The 13,582-nt window shown below is 64.7% G+C and carries 17 protein-coding genes; 5 read left to right on the plus strand and 12 right to left on the minus strand.

Annotated elements, in window-relative coordinates:
• The first annotated feature begins 26 nt into the window (after positions 1-26).
• Complete coding sequence (gene infC / locus TZ53_RS12990; RefSeq protein ID WP_013039295.1) at positions 27-560, plus strand: translation initiation factor IF-3; 534 nt, start codon at positions 27-29, stop codon at positions 558-560.
• 72 nt (positions 561-632) lie between these two features.
• Here the strand turns inward: infC and TZ53_RS12995 are convergent, their stop codons facing one another.
• From TZ53_RS12995 to gluQRS, 4 genes are all read right to left on the minus strand, one after another.
• Complete coding sequence (locus TZ53_RS12995) at positions 633-1,508, minus strand: GGDEF domain-containing protein (RefSeq protein ID WP_044661536.1); 876 nt, start codon at positions 1,506-1,508, stop codon at positions 633-635.
• A 117-nt stretch (positions 1,509-1,625) separates the two neighbouring features.
• Positions 1,626-2,195 (minus strand): cob(I)yrinic acid a,c-diamide adenosyltransferase, encoded by a 570-nt coding sequence (locus TZ53_RS13000; protein WP_044661537.1) that lies wholly within the window; start codon positions 2,193-2,195, stop codon positions 1,626-1,628.
• 14 nt (positions 2,196-2,209) lie between these two features.
• The gene (locus TZ53_RS13005) at positions 2,210-2,443 is read right to left on the minus strand and encodes a twin transmembrane helix small protein (RefSeq protein WP_025549925.1); all 234 of its coding nucleotides are present in this window, start codon (positions 2,441-2,443) and stop codon (positions 2,210-2,212) included.
• A gap of 9 nt (positions 2,444-2,452) precedes the next feature.
• Entirely contained in the window at positions 2,453-3,355 is a 903-nt protein-coding gene (gene gluQRS / locus TZ53_RS13010; protein WP_083198971.1) for a tRNA glutamyl-Q(34) synthetase GluQRS, read from the minus strand.
• A gap of 97 nt (positions 3,356-3,452) precedes the next feature.
• Between gluQRS and TZ53_RS13015 the strand changes: the two genes are divergently transcribed.
• Positions 3,453-4,019: an HNH endonuclease gene (locus tag TZ53_RS13015; protein ID WP_025549923.1), complete on the plus strand. Its 567-nt coding sequence runs from the start codon at positions 3,453-3,455 to the stop codon at positions 4,017-4,019.
• Positions 4,020-4,122: 103 nt separating this feature from the next.
• Here TZ53_RS13015 and TZ53_RS13020 read toward each other — a convergent pair whose 3' ends face one another.
• The gene (locus TZ53_RS13020; protein WP_044661539.1) at positions 4,123-4,860 is read right to left on the minus strand and encodes a Crp/Fnr family transcriptional regulator; all 738 of its coding nucleotides are present in this window, start codon (positions 4,858-4,860) and stop codon (positions 4,123-4,125) included.
• 205 nt (positions 4,861-5,065) lie between these two features.
• Here TZ53_RS13020 and murA point away from each other — a divergent pair, with 205 nt between their 5' ends.
• Entirely contained in the window at positions 5,066-6,349 is a 1,284-nt protein-coding gene (murA, locus tag TZ53_RS13025; RefSeq protein WP_044661540.1) for a UDP-N-acetylglucosamine 1-carboxyvinyltransferase, read from the plus strand.
• Positions 6,342-7,865 carry a sensor histidine kinase gene (locus TZ53_RS13030; protein ID WP_044661541.1) on the plus strand — a complete coding sequence of 508 codons (1,524 nt, stop codon included), beginning with the start codon at positions 6,342-6,344 and terminating at the stop codon, positions 7,863-7,865. Before murA ends, TZ53_RS13030 begins: the two co-directional genes overlap by 8 nt.
• Here the strand turns inward: TZ53_RS13030 and TZ53_RS13035 are convergent.
• From TZ53_RS13035 to TZ53_RS13045, 3 genes are all read right to left on the minus strand, one after another.
• Positions 7,810-8,247: a response regulator gene (locus TZ53_RS13035; RefSeq protein WP_044661542.1), complete on the minus strand. Its 438-nt coding sequence runs from the start codon at positions 8,245-8,247 to the stop codon at positions 7,810-7,812. The genes TZ53_RS13030 and TZ53_RS13035 overlap by 56 nt on opposite strands.
• A gap of 73 nt (positions 8,248-8,320) precedes the next feature.
• On the minus strand, positions 8,321-8,548 hold the full coding sequence (locus TZ53_RS13040) for a hypothetical protein (protein WP_044661543.1): 228 nt from the start codon (positions 8,546-8,548) through the stop codon (positions 8,321-8,323).
• On the minus strand, positions 8,549-9,166 hold the full coding sequence (locus tag TZ53_RS13045) for a DNA-3-methyladenine glycosylase family protein (RefSeq protein ID WP_044661544.1): 618 nt from the start codon (positions 9,164-9,166) through the stop codon (positions 8,549-8,551).
• A 76-nt stretch (positions 9,167-9,242) separates the two neighbouring features.
• On the opposite strand from TZ53_RS13045, the gene TZ53_RS13050 reads away from it, so the two are divergent.
• The gene (locus TZ53_RS13050; RefSeq protein ID WP_025549918.1) at positions 9,243-9,560 is read left to right on the plus strand and encodes a 2Fe-2S iron-sulfur cluster-binding protein; all 318 of its coding nucleotides are present in this window, start codon (positions 9,243-9,245) and stop codon (positions 9,558-9,560) included.
• 292 nt (positions 9,561-9,852) lie between these two features.
• Here TZ53_RS13050 and TZ53_RS13055 read toward each other — a convergent pair whose 3' ends face one another.
• The 4 genes from TZ53_RS13055 to TZ53_RS13070 form a co-directional block, all read right to left on the minus strand.
• The gene (locus tag TZ53_RS13055; protein WP_044661545.1) at positions 9,853-10,968 is read right to left on the minus strand and encodes a zinc-binding dehydrogenase; all 1,116 of its coding nucleotides are present in this window, start codon (positions 10,966-10,968) and stop codon (positions 9,853-9,855) included.
• 13 nt (positions 10,969-10,981) lie between these two features.
• Positions 10,982-11,653 carry a peptide-methionine (S)-S-oxide reductase MsrA gene (gene msrA / locus TZ53_RS13060; RefSeq protein ID WP_044661546.1) on the minus strand — a complete coding sequence of 224 codons (672 nt, stop codon included), beginning with the start codon at positions 11,651-11,653 and terminating at the stop codon, positions 10,982-10,984.
• A complete protein-coding gene (locus TZ53_RS27165) occupies positions 11,640-11,801 on the minus strand; it encodes a hypothetical protein (RefSeq protein WP_165363330.1) in 162 nt (53 codons plus the stop codon). The genes msrA and TZ53_RS27165 overlap by 14 nt, the downstream gene beginning before the upstream one ends.
• Before the next feature lie 317 nt (positions 11,802-12,118).
• A complete protein-coding gene (locus tag TZ53_RS13070) occupies positions 12,119-13,321 on the minus strand; it encodes a pyridoxal phosphate-dependent aminotransferase (protein ID WP_044661548.1) in 1,203 nt (400 codons plus the stop codon).
• Positions 13,322-13,582: the final 261 nt, after the last annotated feature.

Genomic DNA, 13,582 nt, shown 5'->3' on the forward strand with positions numbered 1-13,582 from the left:
TAGGAGAAGCCACTATACGTCCCCCGATGATGCGCCGTCCCATGGCGCCGCCGCCGAAGTCCGGTCCCCGTTACAACGAGTTCATCAACGTGCCCAAGGTGCGCGTGATCGATGACGAAGGCGAAAATCTGGGCGTGATGTATACGCAGGAAGCGATCGAGCGCGCCTATGAGATCGGGCTGGACCTGGTCGAGGTGTCGCCCAACGCCGATCCGCCGGTGTGCAAGTTCCTGGACATCGGCAAGTACAAGTACGAGGCGCAGAAGAAGGCGAACCTCGCCCGCAAGACCCAGAGGACGCAGGAGATCAAGGAGATCAAGATGCGTCCGAACATCGACGATCATGATTATGATACGAAGATGAAGAAGGTCCACGACTTTATCGGTGAAGGCGACAAGGTGAAGATCACCCTGCGGTTCCGTGGCCGTGAATTGTCGCACCAGCAGCTTGGCATGCAACTGCTCCAGCGCGTGGCGGAGAATGTGGGCGAGATCGCGAAGGTCGAAGCCTATCCGCGTATGGAAGGCCGCCAGATGCTGATGGTGCTGGCGCCGAAATAAGGTCGCCATTCTTCGGTGACATTAGTCGGGCGGGGTCTGGAAGCAGGCTCCGCCCGAACTGTCTGTGGGCACCTAACCATAAGCGGGTGCGGATGGCCTCTCCGCCCGCTGGATCTGGTCACGGCCTGACTTCTTTGCACGGTAGAGCGCCTCGTCGGCCTTGCCGATGGCGGCCATCACCGGCCCGCCGCGCCATGCGCATAGCCCGGCGGAGAAGGTGATCGGCTGCTCGTTCGCCGTGCCCACGGGCTCCCGCCGCATCCGTTCCGCAATGCGGGCCAGCGACCAGCTCGCCTCATCCTCCATCGCGTCCTGATAGAAGATCGCGAACTCCTCGCCACCCCAACGGGCGATGATGTCGATGCGGCGGGTCTGGGACGACAGGCGCGTGGCGAAATCGGCCAGGACGCGATCGCCCGCGTCATGGCCGAGCATATCGTTGACCTGCTTGAAATGGTCGAGATCGATGATCGCGATGCAGCCCCTGCGCTTGGCGAGCGGGAGCGCGTCGAGTTGCGCCAGGAACCCGCGCCGATTGGCGATGCCGGTCAGCGCGTCCTCATTGGCGGCGATGTTCAGTTCGTCGATCTGTTCCCGCGTAGCGGCGGCGGCTCCGCGCACGCCGTGGAAGAGCCTGGAAATAATGTCCCCCACTTCCGGCAAGGTCGCCCCACCGCTTTTCCGGCCGGGCTGCCCCACCGGGTTCAGCGCATCCGCCAGCGCATGGATCGGGTCCAGCAGGGCGCCGATGCCCGTCAGCGCCCCGGCCGCGCCCGCCATGGTCGCCAAAGTCAGGACTATGAACTCCGCCCAGGCGATACGTCCTGTTGTCACGCCCCAGACGATATAGCCGAGCAGCGGCAGGTGGGTGGTCACGAAGCAGAGGGTGAAGAGGCGAAACCGCAGGGAGCGGGGAAAGATGAAGGAGGTCGCGAGGTAGAATTGCATCCCGGGGCCCTGTCATTGCAATGGGGGCCAAAATTGGGACGGCGTGTAAAGGCGGGATGAAGGAAGAGGGTTAACGCCCGGCGCGTGGACGAACCGTGCCGTGCATGAGTCGAACGGTTAACGGGAGGCGCCCGGCACCCATTTCACATCGTCCGCTCCATTGCCGTTGAGGCGCCGGGCCAGCACGAAAAGCAGGTCGGACAGGCGGTTGAGATAGGCCAGTGCCTGCGCATTGAGCGCAACGTCGGCTGCCGCGGCCGTGGCGGAGCGTTCGGCGCGGCGCGTGACGGCGCGGGCCAGATGGACGGCGGCGGCAGCAGGCGACCCGCCTGGCAGGACGAAGCTGTCCAGTGGCGCCAGATCGGCGTTCATCGCGTCGATCTGCCGCTCCAGCCGCTCGACCTGGGAGGCGACGATCCGCAGCGCCCAGGGAGCGTCCTCTCCCTCCGGCAAGGGCGTGGCGAGGTCTGCGCCCAGATCGAACAGGTCGTTCTGGATCGCGGTCAGCCAGCCCGCCTCCGGCCTGTCGTTCATGGCGACGATGGCAAGCCCGATGGCGCTGTTCGCTTCATCGACATCGCCCACCGCCTGCATGCGCGGGGCATGTTTGGGCAGGCGCGACCCGTCGACCAGGCCTGTCGTCCCCGCGTCCCCGGTACGGGTGTAGATCTTGTTCAGCTTCACCATGCCGGGCGGGACCCTCAGCCGTTGCCCTTCATCAGCAGCAACAGCGCCACGATGATCACCGCCACTGCCTGGAACAGGATGCGGTTCATCATCATCCTGTTCTGCTTGAGGCTGGATGGGCTCGGCCCCCCCTCGGGCGAGTTCAACTGTTCCTTGGTCGCCTGAAGAAAGGCGACGATCCCCCGGATCAATGCGAACAGGGTGGCGCCCATGGCCAGGATCAGGGCGATGACGAGCAGCGTGTTCATGCCTTGAATCTAGGCGCTGGCCAGGGAAATGCCAATCGGAAAGCGTGCATGGCGCAGATCGTCGGCCAGTCGCCGTGGGTCCATGCCCCCCGCGCGCAGATCGGCGAGGGCGATCGACCCGTCGCGCTTGGCGAGCCGCCGGCCGTCCGGCCCGACCAGCAGGGGATGGTGGACATAGATGGGGGACGGAAGGTCGAGCAGCGTCTGGATCAGCCGGTGGATGTCGGTCGCGCTGCGCAGATCGTCGCCGCGCAGCACATGGGTCACGCCCATCGCCGCATCGTCCAGCGTGCAGGACAGATGATAGCTGGCGGGAGCATCCTTGCGCGCCAGCACCACATCCCCGGCGGCAAGCGGCTCGGCGCTGATGCAGGACGCCGCTTCTTCCCCGGGCGGAAAGGGCAGGGCGCGCCAATGCAGCGGGCCTGCCCGTGCGGCAGCCCGCGCCATGTCGATCCGCCAGGCATGCGGCTCGCCCAATGCGATCCGCCTTGCCCGTTCCGCATCATCCAGCCCGCGGCATGTGCCGGGATAGACGGGCCCCTCCGGCCCGTGCGGCGCAGTCGCGCTGGCGGCGATGTCGGCGCGGGTGCAGAAGCAGGGATAGAGCAGCCCCATGGCCTCCAGCCGTTCCAGCGCCGCCTGATACCGGTCCAGCCGCGCCGACTGGAAGACGATGTCCCCATCCCAGGCGACGCCCAGCCAGCGCAGGTCCTCGATTATGCCGGCGACATGCTCCGGCCGGCTGCGGGTGCCGTCTATATCCTCGATCCGCAGGAGGAAGTATCCGCCGCGCGTCCGGACCAGGTCCATGGCCAGCAGCGCCGACCAGGCGTGTCCGACATGCAACCTACCCGTGGGGCTCGGGGCGAAGCGAGTCACCATATGCTGTGGCTGCGCCGATTGAGTCATACAGGCCCTTGACGGGATAGGGGTGTTAATGCTGTCATGCTGGCGTCACGTTTCTGATCGATCAGGACGGTGGCGAAAGGGGGTTGAAGGGTAATATATGTACCATCCCGACCTGATACGACATCCGGAAAACTGTCCGGCTTTGGTCCTGAACGCGGACTACACGCCTTTAAGCTATTATCCGCTGAGCCTCTGGCCCTGGCAAACCGCCATCAAGGCGGTTTTTTTGGATCGGGTGGACATCGTCGCCAGCTATGAGCGGCAGGTGCACAGCCCCAGCGTTCAGATGCAGATACCTTCGGTGATCGCGCTGAAGCAATATGTGAAGCCGTCGGAACATCCCGCCTTCACCCGGTTCAACCTGTTCCTGCGCGACAAGTTCGCCTGCCAATATTGCGGTTCCCCGAACGACCTGACCTTCGACCACGTCATTCCGCGCCGGGCGGGCGGGCGGACGACCTGGGAAAATGTCGCAACGGCCTGCTCGCCCTGCAATCTCAAGAAGGGCGGCCGCACGCCGAAGGAGGCGCATATGCAATTGCATGTGACGCCGATCCGCCCGACGAGCTGGCAGTTGCAGGAACATGGCAGGGCCTTTCCGCCCAACTATCTGCACGAAAGCTGGCACGACTGGCTTTATTGGGATGTGGAATTGCTGGCTTGACGACAAACCGGCAAGGCTGAGCGGCGCGCCCCTGCGAAGGAAGGGCCCGGCCCGACGGTTCGAACCGGGTTCCTGCCTGCGCAGGAACATGTCGCGTTCATTCTCATTCCATGCCCGGAAGCCAGTCCAGGTCCATATCCTTGTGCCGGTTGGTATAATGGCCGATCTCTTCCAGCCGCGCCATGTCGCGCAGGGTGATCCGCCCATTGGCCCGGCTGATCAGCCCTTCCTGCTCCATCTGCCGGATCATCCGGTTCACATGGACGGAGGTGAGGCCGATGGCATCCCCGATCTCCTCCTGCGTCAGTTTCAGGTCGAAGCTGTCGGTGATGCCGTCGTCCGTCACCCGAAGGCGATCGAAAATGTCCAGCAGGAAGGAAGCCACGCGCGCCTTGGCCGAGGTGCGTCCCAATGAAGCGAGCCGGTCGGTCAGCGCGACCCGCTCCGCATTGGAAAGCAGGAACAGCAACGCGGCGACGCGGGGATATTCCTCCAGCAGCCGGCGCAGAGCATGCTTGTCGAACGGACAGATGATCGAATCCGACAGCGCCACCAGCGATTCCGGCGCGCGGTTATAGATTGTGCTGGCCGATCCGATGAAATCGCCCGGGAAATAGACCCGTAGGATCTGCCGGCTTCCATCGGGCAGGATCACGAAGCTCATTACCCGTCCTTCGCGCAGGACAAACAGTTCCGTCACCGTTTCGTTGACGCGCTGGATCATCGCGCCGCGCTTCACCTTGCGGGGATTTTCCTCCAGCCTTGTAAGCGCCTTCTTCTCCGCATCGGACAGGGGCACATGCTTCGCCAACCTGTCCGCGAAACAACTTGTTGCCACCAAAAACACCTTTTTGCTTACATTGTCGTTACGATGGCAAAACGCCCCACGCGTCTTTTGGCTGCATTTCCGCAAACTGCACTAAACTCGATCAATAATGAGCGGGCGAACGCACAAATGTTTCATGGCGGCGCAGAAAGAAGCCCGCGATGGAACCGTCGTGCCGACTGCCTTGCGGAAACCGTAATTAACGTTAAGAACCCAGCCGATGGACCGCATTCATATCCGCGGCGGCAAAGCGCTGAACGGCCGCCTTCCCATTTCCGGCGCGAAGAACGCCGCGCTCACGCTGTTGCCCTGCGCGCTGCTGACCGACGAGCCGGTGACGCTGCGCAACCTGCCGCGGCTGGCGGATGTCGACAGCTTTGGCCATCTGTTGAACCAGCTCGGCGTGTCGACCATGATCGAGGGCGCCCGGCCGGAGGATTTCGGCCGCGTCATGACCCTGCGCGCTGGCCGCGTCACCTCGACCGAGGCGCCCTATGACATCGTGCGCAAGATGCGGGCATCGATCCTGGTGCTCGGCCCGCTGCTCGCCCGCGCGGGCGAGGCGCGGGTGTCGCTGCCCGGCGGTTGCGCCATCGGCAACCGGCCGATCGACCTGCACCTGAAGGCGCTGGAGGCCTTCGGCGCGATCATAGAGATCAATGCGGGCTATGTTCGCGCCAGTTCGCCCGACGGCGGCCTGCCCGGCGGCATCTACACCTTCCCCGTGGTGTCCGTCGGCGCGACGGAGAACGCGCTGATGGCCGCCGTGCTGGCCAAGGGCGTCTGCATCCTGGAAAATGCGGCGCGAGAGCCGGAGATCGTCGACCTCTGCAACCTGCTGATCGCCATGGGCGCCGACATTGAAGGCGTGGGCACCGACAAGCTGACCATTCACGGCAAGCCCCGCCTGCACGGCGCCACCTACAGCGTGATGCCCGACCGGATCGAGGCGGGCAGCTATGCCTGCGCCGCGGCGATCACCGGCGGCTCGCTGGAACTTGCCGGAGCCAGCGCCGAAGACATGCACGCCATCCTCGCCGCGCTGCGCGACGCCGGGGTTCATGTCGAGGAACTGAAGGACGGTATCAGGGTGTCGGCGGACGGCCGGCTTCGCCCGCTTACCATCTCGACCGCGCCCTTCCCGGCGTTCCCGACCGACATGCAGGCGCAGTTCATGGCGATGCTGACGCTGGCCGACGGCGCGTCGGTGCTGACCGAGACGATCTTCGAGAATCGCTACATGCACGTGCCGGAGCTGGCACGCATGGGGGCAGACATCGGCGTCAATGGCCGCACCGCGGTGGTGCGCGGCGTTGATCGGCTGGTCGGCGCGCCTGTCATGGCGACCGATCTGCGCGCCTCGATGAGCCTCATCCTCGCGGGCCTCGCCGCTGAAGGCGAGACCCAGGTCAACCGCGTCTATCATCTCGACCGCGGCTATGAGCGGCTGGAGGAGAAGCTCTCCGCCGTCGGCGCCGACATAGAGCGCGTCAGCGATGGCTGAAGGACGCGGGCTCGAGACGGACCGCGCGGCGTTGCTGGCGCGATACGATCTCGATACCGGTGGCTTTGCCACGCTCGACCAGATCACCGCCTTCGCCGCCGCGCTGTGCGGGACGCCCATCGCTCTGGTCAGCATCGTGGAGGATGACCGCCAACGCTTCCTGGCCCGCACCGGGCTGGATGCGGAGGAAACGCCGCGCGATATGTCCTTCTGCGCCCATGCGATGCAGGGAAGCGGCATCTTCGTGGTGCCCGATACTGCGCAGAACCCCGATTTCCGCGACAATCCGCTCGTCACCGGGGCGCCCTTCATCCGTTTCTATGCCGGTGCGCCGCTGATCGATGGCGAGGGGGCTTCGCTCGGCGCGCTATGCGTCATCGACGACAGACCGCGTGACGGTCTGACGGATGTGCAGCGCCAGGGGATTTCCCTGCTGGCCCGTCAGGTCATGGTCGAGCTGGAGGGCCGTCGCCGCGACCGCGACGTGATCGCCCGCCAGCAAAGGGATGCGCAGGCGGTGGCGGAAAGCGATCGCATGTTCCGGACCCTGGCCGACACCATGCCGCAAATGGTCTGGTCGACGCTGCCGGACGGCTATCATGACTATTATAACGCCCGCTGGTACGAATTCACCGGCGTTCCCCTGGGATCGACCGATGGCGAGGGATGGAACGGCATGTTCCATCCGGAGGATCAGGAGCGGGCCTGGGAACGCTGGCGCCATTCGCTGAAGACCGGCGAGCCCTATGAGATCGAATATCGGCTGCGCCATCATAGCGGCGATTATCGCTGGACATTGGGTCGCGCGCTGCCGATCCGGGACGAGGAGGGTGCGATCGCCCGCTGGATCGGCACCTGCACCGACATCAACGACCAGATCGCGATGGTGGAGGAGCGGGAGGTCATCGCCCATGAACTTTCCCACCGTATCAAGAACATCTTTTCGGTGATTTCCGGCCTGATCGGCCTGTCGGCGCGCCAGCATCCCGAAATTCGCGCGGCGGCCGACGACCTGCGCGACCGCATCATGGCGCTGGGACGCGCCCATGATTTCGTGCGGCCCCATGGCCCCAATTCGCAGCCGGACCAGGACGAGGGTCGGCTTTGGGGCATATTGGAACAGATTTTTGCGCCCTATCGCGACGCGCTGGGGCCGCGCATACGCTTCTCAGGCGATAATCCGGCGATAGACGACCGCTCCGCCACGCCATTGGCGCTGCTGTTCCATGAACTGGCGACCAATGCCGCCAAATATGGCGCGCTTTCCGTTCCTTCGGGCGGGGTTGCGATCCTCGTGGGGAGGGAAGGCGAGGACATCCGCATCGACTGGCGGGAAGAGGGTGGACCGCCGGCGCTTCCGGCGACGCATGAGGGCTTCGGCAGCCGGCTGATGCAGCTCAGCATCGAACGGCAACTGGGCGGGCGGATGACGCGCGACTGGCGACCTGAAGGCCTTGGCCTCAGCCTCTGGATTCCAGCGCGCTCCATGAGTCGGATGCCGGCAGGAAAGGGGTGAAGCCCGCGATCTCGGCGGCCTCCAGTTCCGGTCGGTCGGTGGCGGCGAGATGCAGCGTTTCGGCTATGCTGTGCGCCCGGAACGGCTTGGTGATGACGCCGAGCGCGGCGGTGGAAGCCGCCCCGATCTGCGCGGGATTGGCCGTCACATAGATGACCCGTATGCCATATTGGCTGGCCAGTTCGACGCCGATGCCGGGGCCGGTCGGTCCGTCGCGCAGATTGAGATCGACAAGGGCGATATCGCAATCGTCGGCCGCATCCAGCGCCGCCTGACGATCGGCCGCGATGGCGCCGACCGTAAAGCCTGCATCCTCCACGATATGCTCGATCTCCAGCGCGACGAAAATCTCGTCTTCTACGATCAGAACCTTTTTGCTCATCCCAACGTCCACGCAACCGGAGGCGTTAAATGCGCGGATCGCGGGGCGGTTCCCGCAGATGCGAAAAAATTTTTCAGGCGCTGTCGGGCTGCACGCTGGTCCAGAGCGTTTCGAAGGCCGTGCCCTGCATCAGCAGGACCGAGGCGGGATAGCCCGCGCCGCTGGCCTTCTGCGCTGTCGCGGTGGCGTTTTCCACCGCTTCCTCCCGCGTCGCGAACGGCCCGTAATAGCGGTTGTCGAGATTGATCTTCCAGACGCCCTCATGTTCCAGGACGATGTAGCGGGCATGGGGCAGGGGCACTTACAAAACCTCCGTATTATAATGGTGCCAGGCCATGATCGCCGCGGCGCCGCGATGGGGACGCCAGCGTTCGGCGAGTTCCCGCGTCAGCTTTTCGCTGGGGCGTTCGGCCAGGCCCAATATCCGTCCGATCTCGATCTGCACGGCCAGATCGCCCGCCGGCCAGACATCCGGCCGTCCTTCCGCGAACAGCAGGTAGATTTCCGCCGACCAGCGCCCGATCCCCTTGATCCGCACCAGTTGCGCAATGGCGTCCTCATCATCGTCCGGCAGGTCGTGCAGGTCGATGCCGCCGCCGACCACCAGCTCGGCCAGGCTTCTGGCATAGCCCTGCTTCTGCCGCGACAGGCCGCAGGCGCGCAGCGTATCGAAATCGCGGACGAGCAAGGCATCCGGCGCGCAGCCCGCGCCCAGTTCCGCCTCCAGCTTGCGCCAGACCGCTGCGGCCGCGGCGACGCTCACCTGCTGGCCGACGATGGTGCGCAGCAGGGTTTCATAGCCCGGCTCGCGGATGCGGGGCGGCGGATAGCCGACCCGGCCTATCGCTGCGGCGAAACCGGGCTCCATCGCGGCGATGGCGTCCAGGCTGGCCCGCAATTCTTCTGCTGTATTTACCATGAATTGTCGTCCGGCCCTTGATTTCCCGTTGCCCGTCCGACATGAGCGGCGGGAAAAATTTGAGGGACCTGGGTACATGGCGAAACTGATTGTGGTCAACCGTTCGGGCGAAGAGCAGGCGGTCGAGGCGGAGAACGGCCTTTCCGTGATGGAAATCATCCGCGACAACGGCTTTGACGAACTGCTGGCGCTCTGCGGCGGCTGCTGCTCCTGCGCGACGTGCCACGTCTTCGTCGATCCGGCCTTTGCCGACAACCTGCCGCCGATCAGCGATGATGAGAACGACCTGCTCGACAGCTCCGACCATCGCAACGAGACCAGCCGCTTGTCCTGCCAGCTGACGTTCAGCGATTCGCTGGACGGCCTGCGCGTCACCATCGCGCCGGAAGATTGAGGTCGGCCGGCAGAGGGGAGCGAACCGGCCTGTAGAGCATCGCGCAGAAATGCCTGTCCCGAGCCTGTCGAAGGATGGGAACCGGTTTTCTGCTTGAAAGGATGCGACGACAGAAATCTGGAGCGGCCTGCGCCTGATTGACGCAGCGCGCTCTGAGGGCTGGTTCCTGACATCGTCCTCCGTGTCACCCCCGGACTTGATCCGGGGGGGCCTGCCATTCAGACGTCTGCGTTTCGGAAGAAAAGCGGCGCCCCGGGTCGCGTTGGGCGCGACAGCTGCCCTCTGCCCGCCATCAGCCGTTCGGGACGATCAGATATTTCTCCCCCGTGCGGCGGGCATTGTAGGTCAGCACGGCGTCGCGGGTCAGCGCTTCCTTGAGGGAGATGCGCGCCTTGTAATGGCTGGCAAAGGTCGTCGTCAGACCGTCGCGCACCCGCTGGCGCAGGCGTTCGGCCGTTTCCGCGTCCGTCCTTTGCAGGAAGGGAAAAAGCAGCCAGCCGCCGACGTTCCAGCCAAAGCCGAAGCTGCGCGTCAGGATGGTCGGCGACAGGTCCAGCGCACCGTAGACATAGGCCTGTTTCAGAACGTTCGAGCCATAGCGGCTATAGGGCGCGTCCTTGCTCGCGGCCTGCTCCATGGCATGGAGGATCTGGCTGACCAGATGGCCGCCGCCGATCGCGTCGAAGGCGATGGACGCGCCTGTGGCGGCGACCGCGTCCTGAAGCTGGACGAGAAAGTCGTCCCGGGAACTGTCCAGCACATATTCCGCGCCCAGATCCCTGAGGATCGCCACCTGCGCTTCATTGCGGACGATATTGACCAGCGGAATGCCGTCCTCCTGGCAGATGCGCACCAGCATCTGGCCCAGATTGGACGCGGCGGCGGTGTGGACGATCGCCTTATGCCCTTCGCGCTTCATGGTTTCGACGAAGCCAAGCGCCGTCAGCGGATTGACGAAGGCCGATGCGCCCTCCTCCGCGGTGACATCGTCGGGCAGGACCATGCAGCCGCTGGCGGCGAGCAAGCGATGTTCCGCGTACATGCCGCCGCCGATCATCGCGACCCGCTTGCCGAGCAGGGCCTGGGCTTCCGGTGCCTCGCCCGCGGCGATGACCGTGCCCGCGCCTTCATTGCCGATGGCCATGGATTGGCCGACCCGCCCCGCAAGCGCGCGGCGCGCGGGATCGGGCATGCGGGCGACGATCCGGCCTTCGGCATAATCCGCATTTGCCACATCGGCGGAAGCGAACAGCAGCCCAAGGTCGGAGGGGTTGATCGGCGCGGCTTCCACCCGGACAAGCACCTGATCGCCCGTGGGAGCGGGGAGCGTTTCTTCGGCCAGTTCGACGATCAGGCGGCCGTCGTCATCCAGGGTCGAAAGCAGCTTGAGGCCGTGGGTGTCGCTCATGAAAACTCCCTTTTCAGGCAGAGGGGCGGTCGCTGTAGAATGCCGGAAACATCGTCTTGAGGGCGGCCAGCTTCGGCATGTCCCAACGCTGGATATAGGGATGGCGCGGGTTCTTCGTCAGGAAGTCCTGATGATGGGGGTCCGCATCCTGGAAGCCGGTGAAGCCTTCTATTCGGGTGACGATGGGATCGCGCCAGAGGCCCGATTGACCGAGTTGGGCGAGATAGGCCCGGGCCGCCCTGTCCTGCCCTGCATTCAGGGGAAATAGCGCGCTGCGATATTGGGTGCCGTGGTCCGGGCCCTGATAGTCGAGCGTGGTCGGGTCCGCGATCACTGAGAAGAAGATGCGCAGCAACGTGCCGTAGCTGACCTGCCGGGGATCGTAGGTGACGCGAACGGCTTCGGCAAAGCCGGTATCGCCCTGGCTGACCTGTTCGTAATCGACCCTGCGGCCCCGAGGACCGCCTGCGAATCCGGAGACGGCGAGGCGGACACCCCTTACATGGGAGAAGACGCCTTCCACGCCCCAGTAGCAACCGCCCGCGAAGATGGCGGTTTCAAGCTTGCGGGCAGGGGCTGCGTCGACCGCCGGGGCGGGCGCGAGGACCGGCCGTTCGGCACGCAAAGGGGAAGCGACGGCCAGGGCCGCCAGAAAAGCAAGCGCGATGCCGTCAGCGCGCCGCATCGCCGGCGGCCGGGGCGGATGCAGCCATGGCGGGACTGGTGAGCGGCGGCGCGTCACTGTTCGGCTGAAGCACGAAGACCCCGATAGCGCCGATCGCGAACCCGCCCATGAAGCGCAGGAACAGGTCGGATTTCAAGAAGGCCAACATGGCGTTCTTCCTTTCGGTCGTCTTGGTCGCCGCAAGCGGGCGGAAATGAATGTCGCGCGGCTTAGTCCCGGATGAACGCTGCGCCAGGGCAGTTTCGACCAACGTCCGATGTGGGACGATGGATGTCGGGCAAGGCCAGTTTCGGTTCGAAACGGGATATAGACCCCCGCTCTCCATCTGCAAGACGGCGCCGGAGAAATTTTCCGTTTCCGAAATGGAGGTGATGGGGGAGGGGAAGGACGGACTTGGCGTCCGGTCCTTCCCTTCCAGCTTCGCTGGTCCCGTTCCAGGCTAAGCCCGGGGGGATTGAAGAGGGCTCACTTCAAAGCGGCGCAGGCTTCCTGGATGCGGGTGCAGGCCTTGCGCAGCACCTCTTCCGAAGTCGCGTAGCTGATGCGGAAGGCCGGGGAGAGGCCAAAGGCGGCGCCGTGGACGGCGGCGACCTTCGCTTCGTCCAGGAAATAGCCGATCAGCGCTTCGTCGCTGTCGATCACCTGTCCCTTGGGCGTCGTCTTGCCGATCACGCCGCTGGCATCGGGATAGACGTAGAAGGCGCCCTCCGGCGTCGGGCAGTCCAGGCCCGGTGCGTCGTTCAGCATGGCGACGACCATGTCGCGGCGCTTCTTGAAGGCGGCGTTGCGCTCTTCCAGGAAATCCTGGTCGCCGGTCAGCGCCGCGACGGCGGCCGCCTGGCTGATCGAGCAGGGATTGCTGGTCGATTGCGACTGGAGCTTGCCCATCGCCTTGATGATCCATTCCGGGCCGCCGGCAAAGCCGATGCGCCAGCCCGTCATGGAAAAAGCCTTGGAGCAGCCGTTGACCGTCAGCGTGCGGTCGTAGAGGTCCGGGCAGACCTGCGCGATGGTGGCGAAGGGGGTGGGCGCGTACCAGACATGCTCATACATATCGTCCGTCATCACCAGCACATGGGGATGGCGCAGCAGCACTTCGCCCAGCGCCTTCAGCTCTTCGGCCGAATAGGCTGCGCCTGACGGGTTGGAAGGCGAGTTCAGCATGACCCACTTGGTCTTCGGCGTGATCGCGGCTTCCAGCTGGGCGGCGGTGATCTTGTAGCCCTGGCTTGCCGGCGCCTCGATGAAGACCGGCGTGCCGCCCGCGAAGTTCACGATGTCGGGATAGCTGACCCAATAGGGCGCCGGAATGATGACCTCGTCGCCCACGTCGACGGTCGCGACCAGCGCGTTGAACAGCGTGTGCTTGCCGCCCGAATTGACGCTGATCTGGCTGCGCTTGTAGATAAGGCCATTGTCGCGCTTGAACTTGAAGGCGACGGCTTCCTTGACGTCGGCGGTGCCGTCCACGTCGGTATAGCGGGTAAGGTTCTTGCGGATCGCCGCGATCCCCGCCTCCTTCACGAAATCAGGCGTGTCGAAGTCCGGTTCGCCGGCGGAGAGGCCAATGACGTCCACGCCTTCGGCTTTCAGGGCATTCACGCGCGCGCTCATCGCCAGGGTGGCGGAGGGCTGGATGCGACCGAGGGCTGCGGAAGTCTGGCTCATCATGACAATCTTTCTCTAGAATCCCCTAGGTCCGCGTGAAGCGGACGCGAGGCTCCTTAGTGTGCAACGAAAGAAGGGGCAACCGCCAGTTGGCTTCGGCTGGCCGTAACGGCAGATTATAGGGCCGGGAGGGAGGAAGATCTGCAATTCATTCCGTGCGGAAAAGGGTTGCCCGTGCCCCTATAGCGCGCTGCGTTCAATCGTACGCAGGGCGCGCGCTCCAAGCTTTTGTTGTCGCATCCTTTCAAGCGCAAAGCCGGT

This window comes from Sphingobium sp. YBL2 (assembly GCF_000943805.1).
Classification (GTDB): domain Bacteria; phylum Pseudomonadota; class Alphaproteobacteria; order Sphingomonadales; family Sphingomonadaceae; genus Sphingobium; species Sphingobium fuliginis.